Genomic DNA, 20,286 nt, shown 5'->3' with positions numbered 1-20,286 from the left:
CAGCCAGCGGCATCAGCGCGGGCAGTCTGGTGATCACCGACGACGCGGCGCAGCGGGCATTGACGGGCAAGGGCGCCGAGGAAACGGTAGCGGGCGTGAACCGCAACGTCACCACGGGCGTGGACACCAGCGGCAAGATCGGCAACAACTTCGACAAGCAGGCGTTGCAGGCGACGATCGAGGTGACGCAGGCGTTTATGAAGGCTGCGGGGCCGTTGTTGGCGAATAAGGTGGGGGACATAGGCAAAGAGAAGCAGGATGCGGCGGAGCGGGATCGCACCATTAACCAAAATCTGGCGGACGAAGCGAAGAGAAATGGCGATGCCGAGAATGCCAGCCGCTATCAATCACTGGCGGATCAGGCCAAGGCGACGGCGGACTCGTGGGGTGACAATGGCGTAAACCGGCTTGCGCTGCATGCGGCGAGCCAGGGGCTGATTGGCGCGCTGGCGGGTGGTGGTGCTGGTTCGCTGTCCGGGGTTGCCGGGGTTGGCGGCGGCAATGTGGGCCAGCAACTGGGCAAGAGCTTAGGGGAAGCAGAAGCTAAGAAGCAGGGGCTGACTGGGGCTGAGGCCGACGCGCTGGTGAATACCTATCAGCAGGCGCTGGCCAGTCTGGGCGGCGCGCTGGGCGGTCTGGCGGCTGCGGGCGTGTCGGGACAAGGCGGTATCGATGCGTTGGGCAGTGTGTCGCAAGGCAGCAGTAGCGCGACGGCGGTGGATGTATTTAACAGGCAATTGCATGCGACAGAAAAAGAGCGCATTAAACAACTTGCTAATGGTGACTCGACAAAAGAAGCTAAATTAACCGCTGCTGCATGTGCCGCCGTCAAATGTTACGCTGAATATCCCGTGGATAGTGCCGTATATAAACAACTCAAGCAGTTGGCAGATATTGGTAACAGTCCTGAACTTTCAGGAGAGAGGCAACAGTTAGTAAATCAGAGGGGTTTATTCACTTATACAACCACAGGTTGGATTAGCGACAGTAAGATTGATGCGGCAAAGCAGATGAACAACACGTACCAGATTGTTGATCGAGGACTCGGCGCAGGTCAGCTGGTTTTGGGTGGTTTGGGCGTTGCTGGCAGTTTAGCTACCGCACCATTGTCATGTGTGACTGGTGTGGGTTGCGTTGCCAATGCGTTAGTAGGGACGTATAGCGCTGATGCTGCGTATACTGGCGCGCGGCGGTTAGTGTCAGGGAATCCTGTTGATACATTCTTGAATCAAAGCTTACAAGGTTTGGGAATGTCGCCGCAAGCGGCGGGCTTGGTAGAGACTGCCTTAGGTATCGGCTCTGCTGTGACAGCGAATATGGCAGTCAACAAGGTACTTGATCAAGCGGCTGCATTGAATAAGTTGAGCGCCGCGAGCTATCAGGACTTTGTGCCTGCCGGCCTCAAAATGACGCCTGATATATTGGCTACTCCTCAGGTGCAAGCGCTTATCAAGGAAATCCAGGCGGGGACCCCAACCTTATCTCAAAGTGCGGCTGAGCGATTTGCTAGAACATATATTGAGTCTGGGAATTCACTGCCACAAACTGGTATTGCTACGCAAGGTAGTATTTTAGTGAAGGCGGTGCCGAAAGGAGATAATGTATCACCTTATTCTGGTTTTTGGATGAGTCCTCAACAGGCACGAGCAATTGCAACTATGTCTCCTGAAGAAGCAGGTAAAGTGCTTGGATTGCCTGCTGCGCAAGCAGGAAATATCCAAAAAAATGGCATAGATTTTTATGCAATTACTCCTAAGCCTGGTATGACACCAAATGTATTTGTCTCAGATGTTGCTAAGACATCGCAAGGGGCAGCTACGATGCCAGGAGGAGCGCAACAGGTTATTGTTCCTAATCGAGCACAGTGGACAACACCAGTACCAGTAAATCCATTTATACTGCTATCGAAAGGAGTACACTGATGGGTACTATCGAAAATCTGGTGAGTAAAGCACACATGTTACGTGCTTTACTCGAGAAGTATTCTGTTTCTGATAATGATGTGATGGAGGCTTATAATTGTATTAAGCAACTTCTTGATGATGTCGATGTGGGGAGAGTTACTAAGGCGATGGAATTCCCATGTAGTTGGATATTTTTTAGAGGCGAAAATAATTTATTAGCCTACCCCGATTTATGTAACGCTGCTGCTGATTTTGCGGATGTATTAGAGGCAATTTAGGTGTCCAGTTTCGTGCGATCATATCTCTTATTGTAACTGGCCTTCGTTTTGCCGAACTGACCGGCCAACGTTTCGCCGGCGATTACACCAGCGATGAAGAGTAATACCGCGGCCTGATGGAAGCTGGCGCGGCCTATGCCAACACCTGGAGCCTGCTGCGTCCCGGCGTGGTGTTGACGCCGGCCCAAATGGCGGCGCTGACCAGGTGATCGGCGACATCAAAGGCAGCCTGAACCTGGAAAGCCTGCAGGACACGGCAAAATTCGACAGCAAGAGCCAGAGCACCAGCGGCAGCTACAGCCAGAGCAACCTCCACAACGACTACGCCAGCGTGCAGGAACAAAGCGGCATCAAGGCGGGCGACGGCGGCTTCCAGATCAAGGTGGCCGGCAACACCGATTTGAAGGGGGCGGTGATCAGCAGCACGGCGGAAGGAACAGACGTCAATACACTGCGCACCGGCACGCTGACGCACAGCGAGATCGCCAACCATGCGGTATCGCAGGCGAACGGCATGGGCGTGAGCGGCGGCATGTCGGTGGCCGGTACGGGCGGCAATAGCGGCAACCTGCCGACGATTGCCTCGGTGCTGCTAGCTCGCCTCCTTAAGAATAGCGAATTAATTTCGAAATCGTTGCTTAATGAATTGCATACAGCAGCTAAGATATTGCGAGCAGAAGCACCGTTCGTCAAAGGCAAGTCGGCCACGCTCGTTAAAATGGCGGAGCAGCTAGAGCTAACCTTTGACCTGATACTTCGTGGTGAATGTCATAACGATAGGATTTCTGGTGTGCCTCGTGTTATTTAGATAAAAGTTATAGAGTGGACGAATGGAAAAGACAGAAAACAGCAGAAACTTCGTTGAATCCCAGCACATACCTGAGCGGGTCGAAATATCCGGGTTCGAGACTGTCGATGACAGCGTTTATATGCTTGAATGGATGAGAAAAGGCCGAGACTTCCGCCAGTTTGTTGTTCGTGATATTGAGACTGAGCTGTACGCGCAAGATGCAGGTTCGCAGCTCCTGTCTGTGAGCTGCAAGGCGAAGCCAAACCTTGAAACTAAGGTGAAAACGGATCATCAGGGGCAAAGCGGCGTGGTGACACAGTTCTTCGTTACATTCCCAATCTCTTTGCGTGTTAGGGCTGCCAATGGCGTAGTCTGGAGATTGGATGTCGAACACGCTTATCAAGCGACGAATCTCGATGTGCCAGATACGTTTCAGTTAAGGTTGAACTTTACGATTACTGGTCATCAAGCCGAGGCTTGATTCTGGGCGTAAACAGCGAGCAGGCCGGGGTCTACCCAGACAGGAATCGGCGCATTAATGACATTTGACGTCGGTTGGGGGGCGTAGCTGGCCTTCGTTTTGCCGAACTGACCGGCCAGCGTTTCGTCGGCGACTACAGCAGCGATGAGCAGCAATACCGTGGCCTGATGGAAGCCGGCGCGGCCTATGCCAATACCTGGAACCTGCGCCCCGGCGTGGCGTTGACGCCGGCGCAAATGGCTGCGCTGACCAGCGACATCGTCTGGCTGGTCGAGCAAGACATCACGCTGGCCGACGGCAGCACGCAAAAGGCGCTGGTGCCGCAGGTCTATGTGCGGGTGCGCGAGGGCGACCTGGATGGTTCCGGCGCCCTGCTGGCCGGCAAGGACGTCAATATCAACCTGTCCGGCGACCTGAGCAACAGCGGCACTATCGCCGGGCGCGACGTGGTGCGGCTGACGGTCGACAATGTCGACAATCTGGGCGGGCGTATCCATGGCGACGCGGTGGCGGTTTCGGCGCGCAACGACCTGAATAATATCGGCGGCGCGATTTAGGCCAACAGCGAATTGATCGCCACGGCGGGCCGCGACCTGCAGGTCGAGACGACGGTGCGCCACGCGGAAGGCGGCGATTATCCGCAGTCGCGCAACAGCATCGATCGGGTCGCCGGCCTGTATATGGCGGCCGCCGGTCGCGACGTATCGATACTCGGCGGCGTGATCGGCAACGCCGGCAAGGATGGCGTGACCAGCATCGTCGCGGGGCGCGACTTGACGCTGGGCGTCGTCGCCAATACCGGTAACCAGATGCGCGGCGCCGGCAACGTGTCGCTGAAAGCGGGCGGCGACGCCGATATATTTTGCTTCAATCATGAAGGCGGGAGAGAGAGCTTTATATAGAACATTTCCTGAATCGTATGCGCGGGCGGCGGACATGCAGGTCAGCCAGACGCTGGTCGTCAGCGCGGGCCATGATGTCAACCGGACAGCCGGGATAACAAGGAAACGCTCGACGAAGGCCACCAGTATACCGAAAAAGGCTTCCTGCACAGCGAAACGATCACCAGCCGCGACACGCTGGAGCGCAGCATGGCGTCGGGCAGCGCGTTCGGCGGCAACACGGTGGCGCTGGCGGCCGGCAACGATCTCAAGGTGACGAATTCGACCATCCTCAGCGACGACGCGGCCAGCCTGATCGCCAAATGCGACATCACGATCGCCGCAGCAACCGATACCAGTATCGAATCGCAGCACCGCAGTGTCAAGTAAAGCGGTTGCATGAGCGGTAGCGGCTTCGGCATCAGCTACGGCACGCGCACCACCACGGTCGACCAGGAGCGCGACGCGACCACCCAAATAGGTGGCAGTGCGGTCACCAAAGTTCCATACGCCGAGGCATTGGTGGGCAGAATATTCTATCGTTAAATATATAGTATTGCGAAACAAACCCTTGCCCTCTTGTCCTGATCCCAGCCTCTCTTGGCGCTCGACGGATGGCGGGGCCGTGGTGCCTGGCTGATCGACGGCGGCATGACAGGGTTATAGCGTAGCTGGCGGGTGTTTGGCGCCTGCGTAACGGGCAAGGCTCAGATGCATCCGATGTTGAACAAAGCCATGCCCCAAAGCATGAAAACCTGGACCTTCCAGCCCGCCGTGAAGCTCGGACAATTGCATGACGCCAAAGCTAATCTGCGGGTGCACTATCGCAATGGCCAGGTCGGCTTTACGCCGGCAGAAGTACCTGCGGCGCCCGGTCATTAAAGGAACATAAAGGAGCAGCATGAAAATCAAGACGATGCGCGGGGCGCCTGGCGACATTTGCCGGTCAAGGCCAGATTCTTGCTATGATGCCGGCATGGGAGCAAGGCTGTCGCTGCCGCATGCTTCGGGATTTCACCCACCCCTATAACTTTTACCGGCATTTCGATTCACGAGGAACCCGTAGCGCATGTTGATGATATCTGCCTTGTCGCCAAACCTGGCTGCCGTGGAGCGCGGATATATTGTACTCAAGGGACGTCAAGCCGGGCTGTTGGCGGCGCTGCCGATGCCCGGCGATCAGCTGGATATCGCAAAAAGCAAGGTCAGCATCAGGGACCTGGGCGCATTGGCCGCCGCTTGCGGCCATGAGTTTGCCTTATTTACGTTGAAGGGGCGGCGTTTGCTGGTGCGTGGAGATACGGCCGGGATTTTATTGACAGAGCAGGAATTGAGGCTGCTTGCGGGACTCGGATATCGCTTTTCCGGCCATAGCCATCCCCGTGTCAATGGGCCGGGCGACCAACTCAGCGTGAATGCGTCCGGTAGCGACCGGGCTGTGCTGCAAAGTATTTTTTCAAAACAAAGACGCAGCGTTATCATTGATAGCGGCGGCAACCGGAATGTATTTGAAATCCAGCCCGGCAGCGACACACTGATATTCCCGGAGGGGTAATGGAAAAAATTCGAGAACAAACCCTGCCAGGACTCTGGAGCAGCGAGTGGTGGAATATCGGCCATGGTTATACGGTACTGGTGAAAACCCGGTCCTTGCGCAGCACGATGCAGGTGATGGCCGCGGCCGGACCTGCTGATGCGCAAGCGCACGCTTTACAGCCGCCGCACTGGCCAGCCAGCCAGCCTGTGGATGTCACTGAAAGAATCGCCGACCTGGCTTTATTCAAGGGAGAGGCGGATCTGGTGGATAGCGGCCTGACGTTGACGAATGACAGCGTCAAGCGCCAACACCTGGAATGCCCGGCCGAGAATGTCGCGCTGGTCTTGCAGCGGCTGGAGAAAGTGGTGGCCGTGTTGCAGATACCGAGATTGCTGACCTTGCCGGAGGATTACCGCACGCTGGGGGGCAAGACCCGGTTCGATTTTACCGGCATCGGCGTCACCGCCGGCGCCGGGCGCGATCGCAAGAAAGAGGGTTCCAGCTAAGAGCCTATCCCAGTAGATGAATACGTCCCCTGCTGGCGCCCCTCAGCAGCGGGGACTGCGTTGCTCGTCGTCGCGTGGCCCGCCACGCTTCCTCCTCACGCCTGGTCCGCGCTCCCGAGGCGCGGCCAGCAGAAGACGCTCACTACTGGGATAGGCTCTAAGAGCCTATCCCAGTAGATGAATACGCCCTGTTCTGGCGCTCCTCAGGAACGGGGACTGCGTTGATCGTCGTCGCGTGGCTCGCCACGCTTCCTCCTCACGCCTGGTCCGCGCTCCCGAGGCGCGGCCAGCAGAAGACGCTCACTACTGGGATAGGCTCTAAACCAGCACGGCTGCCCCGGAACATGCCGAATTGTCCATCATGTTCCGGCTCTGCACGCGCATCGATCAGCGGCGGTTCGACGGTATTGAAGTCGAATATGGCGTAATGATGCGCCGCCATCACCGGCACCTCCGCTGCGCTCCATGTCGCGTCCGTTGACGGGTAGCAGCGCCACTTGCGGCGCCAGCTCGGTCAATGCGCCGGCGCTTGCAGCGTGTCCGGGTCCATGTGTGGGCCCGCCAGTTGTAGCAGGAAGCCGGCCAGGTCGTCGCTGTCGAGGCGGCGGGTGCCGTCAGGGAACACCAGGTCGCGGCGGTGCGGTTCCGGCCAGCCGGCCACCGTCATGCCGGCCGCCAGGCCCGCTGCCGCGCCCGGTACGCTGTCTTCGACGACAATGCATTCGGCCGGATCGACGCCGAGCAGCCAGGCGGCGCGCAGATACGGTTCCGGGTGCGGCTTGCCGTGGCGAACATCGTTGCGGGTGACGGTGATCATGTCGGGCCGGATGATGCCGCATACGGTGAGACTGGCGTCGACCAGCATGCGGTCGGAATTCGACACCACCGCCACCGCCAGGCCCAGCCGGCGCGCCGCCGCCATCGCCGCGGCGGCGCCGGGGCGCATCAGGATCTCGCCGGCGCGCTTCAGGAAGCTGGCGTATTTGGCATCCACCAATTCCTGGTAGCCCATTTGCAGCGCGGTGGTGGCGCGCAGCAGTTCATACACCGCCGGCATCGCCATGCCGGTCGTGTCATCGGCAAATCTGTCGGGCAGGGCCACGCCGACCCTGTCCAGCGTTTCCATCATGGCGCTGTGGTGCAGCGGTTCGCTGTCGACCAGCGTGCCGTCCATATCGAACAAGATTGCCCTTATGCTCATCAAATCGTTCCTTCCAAATGGTCCAAATCGTTGTACATCGCCTGCGAGTGACGGTACAGTTTTTCAAATACCGGCTGCATGCGCGCGTAGGTGGCGGCCCATTGCGCATCGGGCAGCACTTCCTTGTCATAGGCGACCAGCGCGGCCGCCGCGTCTTGCAGCGTAGCATACCGGCCGCTGGCGGTTGCGGCTATCCTACCGGCATGCCGACGTGGCGCTGCGCAAGGGCGACGGCCACGCGCGCGACATCGGTGCAATGAAAAAACAGTTGGCGGTCATGCGTTCGCAAGCGGTGATTTGATACACTGCGGCTGATGGCGGCCGTCGTGGCCGCTGATCTTGACTATCCTCACAGCCAGGAGTTCCCATGACACGCGCGCGCGGTTTTTTACCAGCTTCCTTATTGCCAGCTTCCTTGCTGATCTTGTTATTGCTGGCCTCCGGCGCCCAGGCCCGCGAGCGCCGCCATGCCGCGCCGGTCGGCGAGGCGGGGCAGTTCGACTATTACATGCTGTCGTTGAGCTGGTCGCCGTCGTATTGCGCCACGCGCAGCAATCCCGACGCGGACCCCGGCCAGTGCGGCAACGGGCGGCGGCTCGGGTTTGTGCTGCACGGCTTGTGGCCGCAATATGACAAGGGGTATCCGCAAAGCTGCTCGACGGCGCAATTGCCGGACAATGTACGGGCCAAATACGCCGGCCTGTATCCGTCGCCGAGCCTGATCGACCATGAGTGGCCGAAGCACGGCACCTGTTCCGGCCTGGCGCCGGCCGCTTATTTCGACTTGTCGGCCAAGCTGAAAAACAGCTTGCAGATTCCATCGGCCTATCGGCAGCCGGCCGCGCCGGTGCGGGTGACCTATAGCGACTTTACGCGCGCATTCCAGTCCGCCAACCCGGCGCTGGCCAGCAACGCGGTGCTGCCGTTCTGTACCCGTGGCGGCGAGTTTTTGCAGGAAATCCGGGTTTGCTACGACAAGAACGGCGCCTCGCAAAGCTGCGCGCCGCAAGAGTTGAAGCGTTCGCACAGCTCGTGCGGCCAGCCGTCGTTCCTGTTGCGCAGCGTGCGCTAATGCTGCGGGCCGAGGCCGATGCCGGCTAAGGCGCACTGAGCTGGGTATATTGGCGCGGCGACATGCCGAAGTGGCGGCGGAACAGTTTGGCAAAATGGCTGGGATTGGCATAGCCGGTTTGCATGACCACTTCGGTGATGCTCATCTCGGTCTGGCGCAGTAGTTGCGCGGCCGCCTGCATGCGTTTTTCTTGCTGGTAAGCGTGGATGGAATTGCCGTACAGCGCTTTAAAACCTTTCTTCAGTTTGCGCTCGTTCAAATTGACGGTCTGCGCCAGTTCGGCGATCGACCAGTTATAGTCCAAACGGGCCAGCAAACATTCGCGGGCCCGCTCCAGTTTGTGATGGTCGCGCTGTTGCAAGGTTGGCAGCTCGCCGTCCGGCGCCTCCGCAGCGACGACCAGGTCGTGCTCCGGCGTGTAATCGATATGCGTGATCTCCACCCCGTCGGCCGTGCTGGGCTGGCGCCGCATCTGTTCCAACTGCTGCACATTGGGAGACACATTATCCATGACTGCTCTCTAAAGTCGCGGCGCCAGGAGAGTTGGGCTGCACCATGATTATAGATGAGAATAAGTCTCATTACTAATATTTAAGCAATCTGCATGTTGATTGCGGCACCGCGATGAAGCCGGTGCGCGATCCTTTGCAGCTACACGGGCTTCAACTCTGATTGTTCCCAGTGCACAGGGACATTGATGATTTTTTTGATAATGCCGGACATTGCGGGAATGCGCAGATTCCCTATCAGGCGGTGCCGGCCCGCCATTGCCGGCCAGCACCGGGTAGCGCTTATTCTTCCGTATCGGCCAGCTCGACGATGGCGCGGGCCCAGGCGGCGTATTTCAGTTTCGCCAGGTCGCGCACGGTCTTGACGTTAAACGCTTCCTTCAGCAGCGCCGCATCCTTGGCGCTGACGCCTTGCAAGGCATCGACAGGCGCATCCGCGATTTCCTTGAGCGTTTTTTTCTCATAGGCTTTATCTACCGCTTTATTGATGTTCATGTGTTGATACTCCTCATGGTTAGGAACTTTAATTCTACATCGACTCATATCGATTTGATATTTCGATTGAAAGTTGCGTGCGGGAGCGTTTTAAGTTGTCTTGCGAGTAATTTTATTGTGTGTAAGATCATTGCATTCCGCATGGCACAGAGTCGTGTAAGATGAACTTGCGGTTTATGCACCGCGTCCTAGCGGTATTTCCTTGAATTGAATGTTATCGGGAGGTTCAGATGAGTTTGCTAGATCTTGCAGGACAGGCTTTGGGCGCATTGGGCAAGCAGACGCAGGACCCGGTGCCGCAGTCGGACTTGCTGTCCGGCGTGATGGGACTGATCAATAACGCCGGCGGTTTGCCTGGTTTGCTGCAAAAGCTGCAGGAGAGCGGCCTCGGCGACCAGGTGGCGAGCTGGATCGGCCATGGCGAAAACGCCGCCGTGTCGGGCGACCAGATCAAGGATGCGCTGGGCAGCGACACGCTGGCGAAGATTGCCGAACAAGCCGGCGTGGCGCCGGAACACGCGTCCACCGGCTTGGCGCAACTGTTGCCTCAGATCATAGACAAGCTGACGCCGAACGGCGCGGTGCCGGACAATGATTTGCTGCAACAAGGTTTGGGACTATTAAAAAGCAAGTTATTCGGCTGATCCAGCCGCTGTGACCAACGCCAGGCCTTGCGGTGCTGCCAGGCCTGGTGCTGGATATCAGGCCGCCAGCACGCCCAGTCCCAACTGCTCTGGCGTGAGTTCGCGTATCTTGGCCGGATGTTGCAGGCGCGCAGTATTGCCGTCGATAAGCTGCGCATAAAACACGCGTTTTTCGGCTTGGGTCAGGTTATTGTCGCGGCTGTCGATCAGCGCTGCCAGCATGTCGGCAGCGGCCTGTGCCATTTTCTGGATCGGCTGGCGCAGCGTGGTCAGTTTGTGGCTGAGCCAGGATGACGGTTCCAGCGCATCGAAACCGGCCACCGACATATGCAGCGGCACCTGGATGCCGAGTTCGTGGCGCGCCGTGTCGAGGCAGCCGATGGCCATCAGGTCATTGCCGCAAATCACGGCGTCGGGCGTGTGGCCGAGACGCTCGATGATGCTGCGCAAGCCGCGCCCGCCACTGGCGTAATCGTCGTTGCCGCTTACCACGATGGGCACCGGCAAGCCCAGTTCCAGCAAGCGTTCCAGCGCGCCGAGCTTTCGTTCTTGCGCCACCACCGAATCGCCGGGGCCGTCGATGAGGGCGAATTGGCGGTGGCCGGCGTGCGCCAGGCGCGACACCAGCTGGCGCGCCGCATCGGTTTGATCGCACACCACGGAATGGACCTGGTTGCCGCTCGCGCAGCGGTTGAACATGACCAGCGGCACATGGCGACGCTTGAATTCGGACAGTTGCTGGTCCGACAGGCGGGTCGCGGAAATCACGCCGTCGATCTGGTATTGCCATATGTCGGACAGGGTGCGCTCGATATCGCCTTCGCGTTCCAGCGTAAACAACAGCACGCGCTTGCCATGGCGGGCGATCCGCTGGCTCAGTTCAGACAGGGCTTGTGGGTAATGCAGGTTGGCCAGGTTGGAAATGATCACCGCGACCAGGTTGGAACGGCGCGTAATCAGGCTGCGCGCGGCGGCGTTGGGGATGTAGTCCAGGCATTCGGCGGCTTTCATCACGCGCGCATAGGTTGTCTTGGAAACACTCGCGCCGGGCTTGAAGCAGCGCGATACGGCCGATTGCGAGACGCCGGCCAGCATCGCCACGTCGTACGAGGTGACCCGGCGTTCAGTGCGCAGCGGCGGGGCGTTTAATTCGGGATCAGGCGGTTTGGACGACGATTTTATTTTTCGCATTATTCGGTTGGGCAAACCACGTATCTCGGGGTGGATCGGCGGTACAACAGGCCACCGGCCACGGCTTCAGCGTCGAGACAGAATAGCGCAAAAACTTACTCTGTGGCAAGAATATGTTCTTGTCTATGTTGCAAATTGCATGCTGAAGTCCTCAGCCGCCTGGGGCCGTTTCAATCGGGGTGATTGCAAGCGCCTTCGCCGTAAGGACTGATCCGGCCCGGCGGCGCCACGCGGCGGTCGCTGAAATCCTTGGCCAGCGTCGGCAGCGTCAGGCGCGTGCTGCTGACCGCCTCGGTGCCGGCCACGCTGCCGCGCACCGTCAGTTCGACTTGCACCCAGTAACCGTGGCTGCGCGGATAGTTCAGCGTCACTGTCGACAAGCCCAGCGCATTGGTCTGGCCGCCATTGCTGATGGTAATCGGGATGCCGGGATCGAGTACGCCGTTGCCGTTGATGTCATAGGCAGGGTCGTAGATGCCGTTGCGCAGCACGTCTTCATTGGCGCAGGTGTAGACCGGCGCCGCCGCCAGCCATACGCCGACATCGGGTGCCGCGGCCTGGTCGGCTTGCCAGATGAAACGGCCTTTGCGGTAAGAGGCGGGCCAGGCCGCCGCGCTGATGCTGACGCCCGGCACGGCATTGCCGGCCGCATCCGACACCAGGACTGCAAACTCCTTTTGCAGCAAGGTATTCGAATATTCAGTGGCACTATTGCCGGTGCCGAACTGGATCGACAGCGCCTTTTTCGCCACGGTCAGCCGGGTCCGGGCAATCGCCTGGCTGCTGTTGATGCCGGCAATGCGCGCCTCGATCAGGACGCCGTCCTTGCCGCTGTCGGCCGGGCCGGCGATATACACCGCTTGCGCCGCGCCATCGCTGCCGCTGCTGGCGCCGGACGGTTGTTGCAGATAGCCGCCGCTGGGATCGAGGATGATGGCGAAGTCGATGCCGGCGCCCTTGACCAGGTTGCTGGCGGCGCTGCCGTCGCGCACCACGGCGCTGAGCACGCTGCGTTCGGTGGCCGCCGTAGCGCTGTTGCTGGCCAGGATAGCCGGCTCGGCTTGCAGGCTGAGCCGCGCGCTGGCCGTCAGCGGCGCGACAAATTCGATGCGGGTGTGCGCCACCGGGCCGCCGGCCACGGCCGCGCTCAGCGTGGCGATGCCGGCGTTGGCCGATTTGACGAAGCTGCGCGGCAAGTCGCCCTGATGCAAGGCCAGCGCGCCATTCAGTGGCTGGCTGCACAGGACATCGCTATACAAGATACCGCGCGAGGTGCTCAGGCTGACCGTGCCGGACTGGCCGGCGCCCAGTTTTTCATAGCGCACATCGACTGCCTGGCAAGCGCCGGTGGCTACTTCCATCAGCCGTTCGGCGCCGTTGGCGTCGCTGCCCACGGCAGGCGTGATGCTCAGGTCGGTGCCGGCGATGGCCAGCGCGATCGACGCGCTGGCGCCCAGCGCCGATACGCTGACGGCGTCGGCGCCGAGGCGCGCGGCTTGCAGGCTGAGCGTGACCTTGCCCTGGGCATTGGTCAGCGTACTGTTTTTGGCCGATAGCGGATTGCCATTCTGGCTCGAGAATGCCAGCGTTGCGCCGGCGATGGGGCGGCTGGCCGAGTCGCGCAGGGTGATATTCAAGTCGGCGCTTTGTCCCAGCCGCAGCGCCACCGGACCGTCGATGACGACACTGGTGCCGACCACGTCGACGCTGCCGGTCGCGCTCTTGTCGCCGACCTTGGCGAGTATCTTGATGCTGCGGTTGGCGTTCGAGGCGCCGCTGCCGAGCAGCACCCTGGCGCGGCCATTCTTGTCGGTCACGCTGTCGGCGCCGCTCAATACGCCGGAATTGGCGCTGAAGCTGATCGCCGCGCCGGGCAGCGCGCTATTGGCCGCATTGGTCACCAGCGCGGTGATGCCGATCTCGCCGCCGGCCGACTTGATTTCAGTGGCGTCGAACAGCAGGCTGACCACGCTGGCCAGGTCGGCCGGCACCACCGGCGGAATGACGGGCGGCGTTACCGGCGGCGTCACAGGCGGATTAACGGGAGGAATCACGCCGCTGCCGCCGCAGCCGGCCTGGTTGCTCAGCGTGCAGCCATTGGCCGGCAGCGGATCCGCCGCGCCGCCGCCGCATCCCGTCAACAACAGGCCCATTGCCAAGCCGTAAGTCGCCATCGTTGTGTGCTTCAAGAGAACCCCCGCTGAAAAGCATGTTGCAACTGTGAAATGCCAATTTCTCAAGGGTATCTTTTGCAAACAAGCATGTTTTTGATGCAAAACAATATTGCGTGTTCGCCATAAATAGGCTGGCCAGGACGATATCTTGCTGGCGGCGTTTTTTTCTGCCGGTTTTTCTGGTAACATAACGCCCCTTTATTATATGAAGGGTCGACATGGCCAATGCTTGCGGCGTCGATTTCGGCACGTCAAATTCCACAGTGGGCTGGGTACGGCCCGGCCATCCGGTGATGCTGGGCCTGGAGGATGGCAAAACCACCTTGCCATCGGTCGTTTTCTTCAATGCCGAAGACGAGGAAGTCAGCTTTGGCCGCGCCGCGCTGGCCGGCTACCTGGCCGGTTACGAGGGGCGCTTGATGCGTTCGCTCAAGAGCTTGCTGGGCACCAGCCTGATCGACGGCCAGACCGAAGTGGGCGGCCGCGCGCTGCCGTTCCGGCTGCTGTTGTCGCAATTCATCGGTGAAGTAAAGCGCCGCGCCGAACAGTCGGCCGGCCGCGAATTCACGTCGGCCGTGTTCGGCCGTCCGGTGTTCTTCATCGACGATAATCCCGTCGCCGACCAGCTGGCCCAGGATACGCTGGCCGAGGTGGCCCGTTCGGTCGGATTCAAGGATGTCGCGTTTCAATTTGAACCGATCGCGGCGGCCTTCGACTACGAGTCGCAGATCGACCGCGAAGAACTGGTCCTGATCGCCGACATCGGCGGCGGTACTTCGGACTTTTCGCTGGTGCGCCTGTCGCCGGAACGGGCCGGAAAAGTGGAGCGGCGCGAGGATATCCTGGCCAACGGCGGGGTGCATATCGGCGGCACCGATTTCGATAAATACCTGAGCTTGTCGTCGGTGATGCCTTTGCTCGGTTATGGCAGCCGCCTGAATAATAATAGCGAAGTGCCGTCCAGCTATTATTTCAACCTGGCCACCTGGCACACCATCAACCTGGCCTACACCAAGAAAATCTGGGTGCAACTGGCCGATGTGTGCCGCGATGCGCGCGAGCAAGACAAGATGGGCCGCCTGCAAAAGCTGATCGACGAGCGCGCCGGCCACTGGCTGGCGATGAAGGTCGAAGAGGGCAAGATCGCCTTGTCCGATAGCGCCGAAGTGCAGCTGGAACTGGATCGCTTGCGGCCGGCGCACAGCCTGACCTTGCAGCGTTCGCAATTCAACGAGGCGATCGGCCATCTGTGCGGCTCGGTCGAACAAACCGTGCTGAACTTGCTGCGCGACGCGGGCGTCAAGCCGGAACAGGTCGATACCGTGTTTTTCACCGGCGGTTCCAGCGGCGTGGGCTTGCTGCGCCAGCAGATCGCGGCGCTGGTGCCGGCCGCGCGCAAGGTCGAGGGCGATTTGTTTGGCAGCATCGGCGCCGGTTTGGCGCTGGATGCGGTGCGCAAGTTTGCGTAATGCCGGGCCGCGCCGGATAATCGCTGTTTACTTGCCTGCAACCGTAGTACACAGCATGAAAGATTGTCGATGAATGTGTTTGAAAAACCGATCGTCATGATCGACTTTGAAACCACCGGTTTGTCGCCCGACATGGGCGACCGCATCACCGAAGTGGCCGCCTTGCGCATCGTTAACGGGCAAGTGGTGGATCGTTATGTGTCGTTGATCAATTGCAATGTGCGGATCCCGTCGTTCATCACCGGCCTGACCGGCATCAGCCAGGCCATGGTCGATGGCGCGCCGCCGGTGGCGCAGGTGGTGCCGCGCTTGCTGGACTTTATCGGCAACGACGCCTTGTCGGCCCACAACGCCAGTTTCGATGAAAAATTCCTGCGCGCCGAAAGCGCCCGGCTCGGGCTGGCGCCGGCCCACCAAAGCCTGGTGTGCTCGCTGAAATTGTCGCGGCGGGTGTTTCCCGGCATGTCCAGCTACAAGCTGGGCTTGCTGTCCAGCCAGCTTGGCATTGCCTTCAACAGCGCGGCCCACCGGGCCGAATCGGATGCGGAAGTGGCGGCCCAGGTATTGATCCATATCGGTCGCCATCTGGGCCGCACTTACGGCATCGCCGATGTCGACCCGGACCTGCTGGTGGCGCTGAACCGTCTCGCCGCGGCCAAGGTGCCGCAATTCCTGCAAAAGCAAGCCGCATCGACCAGGTGAAACGAGCTCGTCAAATTAATAATAATTTGATATCTCTCTTGCGCGCAATCAAACCCAAGCGTCTGGCTGGTTTTATAATTTAGGCAACACATATTTCTTTGCCCTGATCCGTCGTCTTTTTACCGGCGGCCGGTCGTGTGGCGGACCTATTCGATGTTGATCTGAGTGCAGGGGATGCGCATGGACAATCGTCATACAGCCAAGGATAGTTACCAGGCTTATGTCTGGTTTCGCACGGCCGCCGAGCAAGGCAATCCTTACGCGCAATTTAATCTCGGTTTGATGTATAAAAAAGGCGAAGGCATCGCGCAAGACGACGAGCGCGCCTTTATCTGGCTGCGCCTGGCCGCCTTGCAAGGTTTGGCGTTTGCCCAGAACCATTTGGGGGCGATGTATTACTACGGCCGCGGTATCAGCCAGAGCGACGCCGACGCGGTGCTGTGGTTCCGCCGCGCCGCCGCGCAAGGCGATGCCTCGGCGCAGCAAAACCTGGGACAAATGTATAAAAAAGGCCGTGGCGTGCGGCAAAACGATGAAATGGCGCTGGCCTGGTTTTACCGCGCTTCCGAGCAAGGCGTGGCCAGCGCCCAATCGCTGCTGGGCGAAGCGTATTCGCTGGGCCGCGGGGCTAAGCAAAACGATGCGCTGGCGCTGGCGTGGTTCCGCAAGGCCGCCTTGCAGGGCGATGCCATGGCGCAATTGAACCTGGGGCTGGTGTACAAGCGCGGCCAGGGCGTGCCGCAAAGCGATGTGCAGGCGCTGGCCTGGTTCCGCCAGGCGGCAGCGCAAGGCATGGCGGTGGCGCAGCGCCAACTGGGCGTGGCGTATGCGGAAGGCAAGGGCGTCGCGCCAGACCAGTTGCGCGCCTATGCATGGCTGCTGCGCGCGGCCGAGAAAAGCGATGCTGACGCGCAATTCAATCTCGGTGTAATGCTGGCGCGCGGCCAGGGCGTGGCGCAGGATGAAAGCGAGGCGCTGGCCTGGTATGAGCGGGCCGCCTTGCAAGGTCATGCGCTGGCGCAATACAACCTGGGCGGCATGTATGCCGGCGGGCGCGGCATCGAGCGCGACTTGCGGCAGGCGTTGTTGTGGTACCGCAAGGCCGCCGAACAGGGCGCGGCGAATGCGCAATTCAACCTGGGCGTGATGTATGCGAATGGCCACGGCGTCGAGCGCGATGATAAGCAAGCCGTGTTGTGGTACCGCACGGCGGCCGAACAGGGCGACGCCAGCGCGCAAAATAACCTGGGCGTGATGTATGCCAACGGCCAGGGCGTGCCGCAAGACGATGCGCTGGCGGTAAGCTGGTATAACCGTGCCGCCGACCAGGGCCATGCGCTGGCCCAATATAACCTGGGCGGCATGTATAACAGCGGGCGCGGCGTCAGCAAGGATCCGGTGCGCTGTTATATGTGGATTTCGCTGGCCGCCGAGGCGGGCGACGAAACCGCCAACAGCAATAAAAGCGTCATCGGCGGCAGGCTGTCGCCCGATGAAATCGGCTCGGCGCAAGACTTGACCGTGCAATGGCACCGCAGCCACCCGGCCCTGCCTGATTCCTGATGCGTGATTGCTGGCCGGGCGCTGGCCTCGCCGTGTGCCTGCTCGGCGCGGCTGCCGGCCAGGCTACTCCGTCTCTGCGCAGCCGGCAGGGCGCGGCGCGGTTTGCTGGCGGCGGTCCAGGAACAGGCTGTTGCCGTGGATTTTCTTGGCTTGTTTCTTCGCTTCGGCCGCCGCCGTGGCGATCTGGTGGTGCGTGTAATACTGGCGCGCCTCGACCTTGATCACGCCCAGCGACAGGCTGATCAGCGAATAAAACACTTTTTTCCCTTGCCGGTCTTCACTCAGGTAACCGCCGCGCTCGCGGTCGTCGATGCTGTAAAAATCTTGTATGCCGAACGCAAACCGCTCCAGCATGGCGTTGCAGCGGCTTTCCCAATCCTCGCTCTGGAACAGTATCATGAAGTCGTCGCCGCCGATATGGCCGATGAAATCGCGGTTCGGATCGCAATGTTCGCTGAGGATTTGCCCGGTCAGCTGGATCACGTCGTCGCCCTTGCGGTAGCCGTAGACATCGTTGAACGGCTTGAAATTGTCCAGGTCGCAATAGCATACCCAGAAGCGCGTGCCGCTTTGCAATAAACGGTCGATGTGTTCGTTGATCGGCACATTGCCCGGCAGCTGTGTCAGCGGATTGGCGTAGCGCGCCGCATTGATTTGCATTTGCGTGATTTCGCGCATCAAATCGTGGCCGGTGCCCATGCCCAGGTAGCGGCCCTGGTCGGTGATGATGAAGCCGTTGAACAAATGATGGGCGTCGGCCTGCACCATGATGAAACTCAAGTCTTGCAGGCTGGTATCCTGGTCGGCGATCAGCGGCTTGGCGTCCATGAACAGCCGGCACGACTTCTTGCCGTACAGTTCACGCTGATACGGGCGGGCGAAATGGTCGATCATGTCGAAGCGGCTGATCAGGCCTTGCGGCACGCCATCGTCGACTACCGGGATGATCATCAGCTTCGGGTCCTTGACGAAAATTTCGTAGACTTCATTGTTATTGGTGGTTGACGGCACCGACGGCACGCGGTGCAAGAGTTTTAAGATAGTCACCGCGTTTTTCTCGAATCCGCTACGTTGGGGATATACCGCAACGCCATTGCGCCCCAGCGCCTTGACGACTTCGGCCGGCAACTCCCTGGCCGGGACCGCATGCGGACGGCCCAGATGGTAGCCCTGGCCGAACGCCACGCCGAGGTCGCGCAAGACCAGCAGCTCGGTTTGAGTTTCGATGCCTTCGGCGATCACCAGCGTGCCGGATTTTTCGGCGATTTCCTGGATCGAGCGCACGAATTGCAGCTTGACCGGGTCGTGATTGATGCCCTGGATAAAATGCATGTCGATCTTGACATATTCCGGCCGCAATTCCGACCACAGGCGCAGGCTGGAAAAACCTTCGCCGAGGTCGTCGATAGCGATTTGAAAGCCCATATTGCGGTAATGCAGCACCGCCTCGCGCATCAAGTCATAGTCATAGGTCGGCTGGTTTTCGGTCAGCTCGATGATCACGCGCTCCGGATTGATGCCGATTTGTTCGATGTATTCCAGCGTGTCGCCATGCCGCGCATTGTGCGCCAGCAAGCATTCCGGACTGACGTTCAAGAATAACTTGCCTGGCAAATCCAGTTGCGCAAAACATTCCAGCACCACCTGGCGGCATAGATGCTCGACTTCGAGGCTCAGCTTGTGGGCGCGGGCGATCTTGAACAAATTCATCGGCGCATGCAGCGGACTGTCCGACGGGCCGCGTATCAAGCCTTCGTAAGCGATGATTTCGCCGCTGTGCATCTGGATAATCGGCTGGAACAGCGCAGTCAGATTGCGTTCGGCGATAATTTCCAGCAAATGTACTCCGGCCAGGTCGTCGCTGGTCTTGCTGTCGATCGCATGGCTGGTGGCGGCTTTCAAATAAGCCACGTTGGATGGCGGCGCTGTTGCGGCCGCCGGCGCCTGGGGCAGGGTCACGATATTGTTCACTTGGATAGCCTGGGCACAAAGAGGGGGTGGTTGGCATGGCACCTGACAAGGTTGTCGACACGGGGCCATGGTCAACTTGGCTATGTTAATCAGGCTTTATGACAAGTCCATGACAACTTTATGATTTACGGAAATATTTCAAATTAAAATCAGTGATACAGGGCAAATCTGCTTACGCTTGCTTTTACGCAAGCGCTACAATACGAGGCAGCGCATTTTGTCTAGCTAGCTACTTTTTTTGCCTTTTTGACAGCCCAACCAGAGAGTCAGCCCATGTTGTCCAAAGTTTTAGTGTCCACCGCCTCGCTGGCTTGTTTGCTGGCTGTGTCGGGCGGTGCGGCCGCCAGCGCCGTTGAGGTGCAAGTGTTCGATTCCAATGGCAAAGTCTTGCCGGATGTGGCGGTGTATGCTGAACCGGATGGCGGGGCGACGCCTAAAACCTTGCGCGCCGGCGAAATTGCGCAAAAGAGCTTGAAGTTCGTGCCGCTGATGACGGTGATACAGACCGGCAGCACGATTTCCTTCCCGAACAATGACAAGGTGCGGCACCACATCTATTCCTTTTCGGCGCCGAAGAAATTCGACCAAAAGCTGTACGCCGGCGATGCCGCCGCCCGGCAAGTGTTCGACAAGCCCGGTACAGTCGTGTTGGGCTGCAATATCCACGACAAGATGCTGGCCTATATCCGTGTCGTCGACACCCCGTATTACGCCAAGACCGATGAAGCGGGCGACGCCAGGATCGAGCTGCCGGCGGGTAAATATATTTTGAAAGCATGGCATTATCAAAGTACCGGCGGCCAGCCTTCCGAACAAGTATTGGTGGTCAAGGGGGCCGAAGCGCAAAAGGCCACCTTTAAACTGGCCTTGAAAGCCGTCGCCACCGGCGATGTCGCCGCTGCCGCGCACTAGGCCGCT

At 59.6% G+C, this 20,286-nt stretch carries 23 protein-coding genes; 17 read left to right on the top strand and 6 right to left on the bottom strand.

The genetic code is table 11. The annotated features are described in order from the left end of the window. The first annotated feature begins 29 nt into the window (after positions 1–29). The 11 genes from GJA_RS12695 (at position 30) to GJA_RS12655 (ending at position 6,377) form a co-directional block, all read left to right on the top strand. Positions 30–1,922 (top strand): hypothetical protein, encoded by a 1,893-nt coding sequence (locus tag GJA_RS12695; RefSeq protein WP_144241516.1) that lies wholly within the window; start codon positions 30–32, stop codon positions 1,920–1,922. Next, positions 1,922–2,182 (top strand): hypothetical protein, encoded by a 261-nt coding sequence (locus tag GJA_RS12690; RefSeq protein ID WP_038492763.1) that lies wholly within the window; start codon positions 1,922–1,924, stop codon positions 2,180–2,182. The genes GJA_RS12695 and GJA_RS12690 overlap by 1 nt, the downstream gene beginning before the upstream one ends. A gap of 205 nt (positions 2,183–2,387) precedes the next feature. Continuing rightward, positions 2,388–2,990: a hypothetical protein gene (locus GJA_RS12685; RefSeq protein ID WP_038492761.1), complete on the top strand. Its 603-nt coding sequence runs from the start codon at positions 2,388–2,390 to the stop codon at positions 2,988–2,990. 22 nt (positions 2,991–3,012) lie between these two features. Next, on the top strand, positions 3,013–3,453 hold the full coding sequence (locus tag GJA_RS12680; RefSeq protein WP_038492758.1) for a hypothetical protein: 441 nt from the start codon (positions 3,013–3,015) through the stop codon (positions 3,451–3,453). A 74-nt stretch (positions 3,454–3,527) separates the two neighbouring features. Next, positions 3,528–4,010, top strand: a complete 483-nt coding sequence (locus tag GJA_RS12675; RefSeq protein WP_038492755.1) for an S-layer family protein — start codon at positions 3,528–3,530, stop codon at positions 4,008–4,010. A 12-nt stretch (positions 4,011–4,022) separates the two neighbouring features. Further along, complete coding sequence (locus GJA_RS12670) at positions 4,023–4,355, top strand: hypothetical protein (protein WP_038492752.1); 333 nt, start codon at positions 4,023–4,025, stop codon at positions 4,353–4,355. 189 nt (positions 4,356–4,544) lie between these two features. Beyond that, a complete protein-coding gene (locus GJA_RS12665) occupies positions 4,545–4,724 on the top strand; it encodes a hemagglutinin repeat-containing protein (RefSeq protein ID WP_038492750.1) in 180 nt (59 codons plus the stop codon). Positions 4,725–4,733: 9 nt separating this feature from the next. Further along, a complete protein-coding gene (locus tag GJA_RS27815) occupies positions 4,734–4,880 on the top strand; it encodes a hypothetical protein (protein WP_156484177.1) in 147 nt (48 codons plus the stop codon). 189 nt (positions 4,881–5,069) lie between these two features. Then, positions 5,070–5,216, top strand: coding sequence for a hypothetical protein (locus GJA_RS27810; protein ID WP_156484178.1), 147 nt, complete (start codon positions 5,070–5,072; stop codon positions 5,214–5,216). A gap of 187 nt (positions 5,217–5,403) precedes the next feature. Further along, positions 5,404–5,889 (top strand): hypothetical protein, encoded by a 486-nt coding sequence (locus GJA_RS12660; RefSeq protein ID WP_038492747.1) that lies wholly within the window; start codon positions 5,404–5,406, stop codon positions 5,887–5,889. Further along, complete coding sequence (locus tag GJA_RS12655; RefSeq protein ID WP_038492744.1) at positions 5,889–6,377, top strand: hypothetical protein; 489 nt, start codon at positions 5,889–5,891, stop codon at positions 6,375–6,377. Before GJA_RS12660 ends, GJA_RS12655 begins: the two co-directional genes overlap by 1 nt. Positions 6,378–6,891: 514 nt before the next feature. On the opposite strand, the gene GJA_RS12645 is transcribed toward GJA_RS12655, so the two are convergent. After that, the gene (locus tag GJA_RS12645) at positions 6,892–7,578 is read right to left on the bottom strand and encodes an HAD family hydrolase (RefSeq protein WP_081905383.1); all 687 of its coding nucleotides are present in this window, start codon (positions 7,576–7,578) and stop codon (positions 6,892–6,894) included. Positions 7,579–7,945: 367 nt separating this feature from the next. On the opposite strand from GJA_RS12645, the gene GJA_RS12640 reads away from it, so the two are divergent. Continuing rightward, positions 7,946–8,650, top strand: a complete 705-nt coding sequence (locus GJA_RS12640) for a ribonuclease T2 family protein (RefSeq protein ID WP_038492738.1) — start codon at positions 7,946–7,948, stop codon at positions 8,648–8,650. Positions 8,651–8,675: 25 nt separating this feature from the next. On the opposite strand, the gene GJA_RS12635 is transcribed toward GJA_RS12640, so the two are convergent. Both GJA_RS12635 and GJA_RS12630 read right to left on the bottom strand, forming a co-directional pair. Further along, positions 8,676–9,161 (bottom strand): helix-turn-helix transcriptional regulator, encoded by a 486-nt coding sequence (locus GJA_RS12635; protein WP_081905382.1) that lies wholly within the window; start codon positions 9,159–9,161, stop codon positions 8,676–8,678. A 280-nt stretch (positions 9,162–9,441) separates the two neighbouring features. Continuing rightward, positions 9,442–9,654, bottom strand: a complete 213-nt coding sequence (locus GJA_RS12630; protein WP_038492734.1) for a hypothetical protein — start codon at positions 9,652–9,654, stop codon at positions 9,442–9,444. Between the two features lie 230 nt (positions 9,655–9,884). Between GJA_RS12630 and GJA_RS12625 the strand changes: the two genes are divergently transcribed. Further along, positions 9,885–10,298, top strand: a complete 414-nt coding sequence (locus tag GJA_RS12625; protein WP_038492731.1) for a YidB family protein — start codon at positions 9,885–9,887, stop codon at positions 10,296–10,298. A gap of 57 nt (positions 10,299–10,355) precedes the next feature. Here GJA_RS12625 and GJA_RS12620 read toward each other — a convergent pair whose 3' ends face one another. Next, positions 10,356–11,489 carry a LacI family DNA-binding transcriptional regulator gene (locus GJA_RS12620; RefSeq protein WP_081905381.1) on the bottom strand — a complete coding sequence of 378 codons (1,134 nt, stop codon included), beginning with the start codon at positions 11,487–11,489 and terminating at the stop codon, positions 10,356–10,358. Positions 11,490–11,659: 170 nt separating this feature from the next. Next, positions 11,660–13,678 carry an Ig-like domain-containing protein gene (locus tag GJA_RS12615; protein WP_167541109.1) on the bottom strand — a complete coding sequence of 673 codons (2,019 nt, stop codon included), beginning with the start codon at positions 13,676–13,678 and terminating at the stop codon, positions 11,660–11,662. Between the two features lie 203 nt (positions 13,679–13,881). Here GJA_RS12615 and GJA_RS12610 point away from each other — a divergent pair, with 203 nt between their 5' ends. The 3 genes from GJA_RS12610 (at position 13,882) to GJA_RS28520 (ending at position 17,397) form a co-directional block, all read left to right on the top strand. Next, positions 13,882–15,132, top strand: coding sequence for an Hsp70 family protein (locus GJA_RS12610; RefSeq protein ID WP_038492725.1), 1,251 nt, complete (start codon positions 13,882–13,884; stop codon positions 15,130–15,132). A 69-nt stretch (positions 15,133–15,201) separates the two neighbouring features. Then, positions 15,202–15,834 carry a 3'-5' exonuclease gene (locus GJA_RS12605; RefSeq protein ID WP_174525975.1) on the top strand — a complete coding sequence of 211 codons (633 nt, stop codon included), beginning with the start codon at positions 15,202–15,204 and terminating at the stop codon, positions 15,832–15,834. A 180-nt stretch (positions 15,835–16,014) separates the two neighbouring features. After that, a complete protein-coding gene (locus tag GJA_RS28520) occupies positions 16,015–17,397 on the top strand; it encodes a tetratricopeptide repeat protein (RefSeq protein WP_038499737.1) in 1,383 nt (460 codons plus the stop codon). A 63-nt stretch (positions 17,398–17,460) separates the two neighbouring features. Here GJA_RS28520 and GJA_RS12595 read toward each other — a convergent pair whose 3' ends face one another. Next, positions 17,461–19,275: a GGDEF domain-containing protein gene (locus tag GJA_RS12595; RefSeq protein WP_167541157.1), complete on the bottom strand. Its 1,815-nt coding sequence runs from the start codon at positions 19,273–19,275 to the stop codon at positions 17,461–17,463. A gap of 366 nt (positions 19,276–19,641) precedes the next feature. On the opposite strand from GJA_RS12595, the gene GJA_RS12590 reads away from it, so the two are divergent. Further along, on the top strand, positions 19,642–20,280 hold the full coding sequence (locus GJA_RS12590; protein WP_051780775.1) for a methylamine utilization protein: 639 nt from the start codon (positions 19,642–19,644) through the stop codon (positions 20,278–20,280). The last annotated feature ends 6 nt before the right edge of the window (positions 20,281–20,286 follow it).

Origin of the sequence: Janthinobacterium agaricidamnosum NBRC 102515 = DSM 9628, assembly GCF_000723165.1 — a bacterium.
Lineage (GTDB): Bacteria > Pseudomonadota > Gammaproteobacteria > Burkholderiales > Burkholderiaceae_D > Janthinobacterium > Janthinobacterium agaricidamnosum.
The sequence above is the reverse complement of the archived record's forward strand: the minus strand, read 5'-3'. Positions and strand labels throughout refer to the sequence as shown.

Coding starts and splice junctions, on each gene's coding strand:
- GJA_RS27810 (WP_156484178.1), top strand. CDS start 5,070: ATGCCCCAAAGCATGAAAACCTGGACCTTCCAGCCCGCCGTGAAGCTC.
- GJA_RS12640 (WP_038492738.1), top strand. CDS start 7,946: ATGACACGCGCGCGCGGTTTTTTACCAGCTTCCTTATTGCCAGCTTCC.
- GJA_RS12605 (WP_174525975.1), top strand. CDS start 15,202: ATGAATGTGTTTGAAAAACCGATCGTCATGATCGACTTTGAAACCACC.
- GJA_RS12690 (WP_038492763.1), top strand. CDS start 1,922: ATGGGTACTATCGAAAATCTGGTGAGTAAAGCACACATGTTACGTGCT.
- GJA_RS12590 (WP_051780775.1), top strand. CDS start 19,642: ATGTTGTCCAAAGTTTTAGTGTCCACCGCCTCGCTGGCTTGTTTGCTG.
- GJA_RS12625 (WP_038492731.1), top strand. CDS start 9,885: ATGAGTTTGCTAGATCTTGCAGGACAGGCTTTGGGCGCATTGGGCAAG.
- GJA_RS12610 (WP_038492725.1), top strand. CDS start 13,882: ATGGCCAATGCTTGCGGCGTCGATTTCGGCACGTCAAATTCCACAGTG.
- GJA_RS12635 (WP_081905382.1), bottom strand. CDS start 9,161: ATGGATAATGTGTCTCCCAATGTGCAGCAGTTGGAACAGATGCGGCGC.
- GJA_RS12620 (WP_081905381.1), bottom strand. CDS start 11,489: ATGCGAAAAATAAAATCGTCGTCCAAACCGCCTGATCCCGAATTAAAC.
- GJA_RS12665 (WP_038492750.1), top strand. CDS start 4,545: ATGGCGTCGGGCAGCGCGTTCGGCGGCAACACGGTGGCGCTGGCGGCC.
- GJA_RS12680 (WP_038492758.1), top strand. CDS start 3,013: ATGGAAAAGACAGAAAACAGCAGAAACTTCGTTGAATCCCAGCACATA.
- GJA_RS27815 (WP_156484177.1), top strand. CDS start 4,734: ATGAGCGGTAGCGGCTTCGGCATCAGCTACGGCACGCGCACCACCACG.
- GJA_RS12660 (WP_038492747.1), top strand. CDS start 5,404: ATGTTGATGATATCTGCCTTGTCGCCAAACCTGGCTGCCGTGGAGCGC.
- GJA_RS28520 (WP_038499737.1), top strand. CDS start 16,015: ATGGACAATCGTCATACAGCCAAGGATAGTTACCAGGCTTATGTCTGG.
- GJA_RS12655 (WP_038492744.1), top strand. CDS start 5,889: ATGGAAAAAATTCGAGAACAAACCCTGCCAGGACTCTGGAGCAGCGAG.
- GJA_RS12645 (WP_081905383.1), bottom strand. CDS start 7,578: ATGAGCATAAGGGCAATCTTGTTCGATATGGACGGCACGCTGGTCGAC.
- GJA_RS12630 (WP_038492734.1), bottom strand. CDS start 9,654: ATGAACATCAATAAAGCGGTAGATAAAGCCTATGAGAAAAAAACGCTC.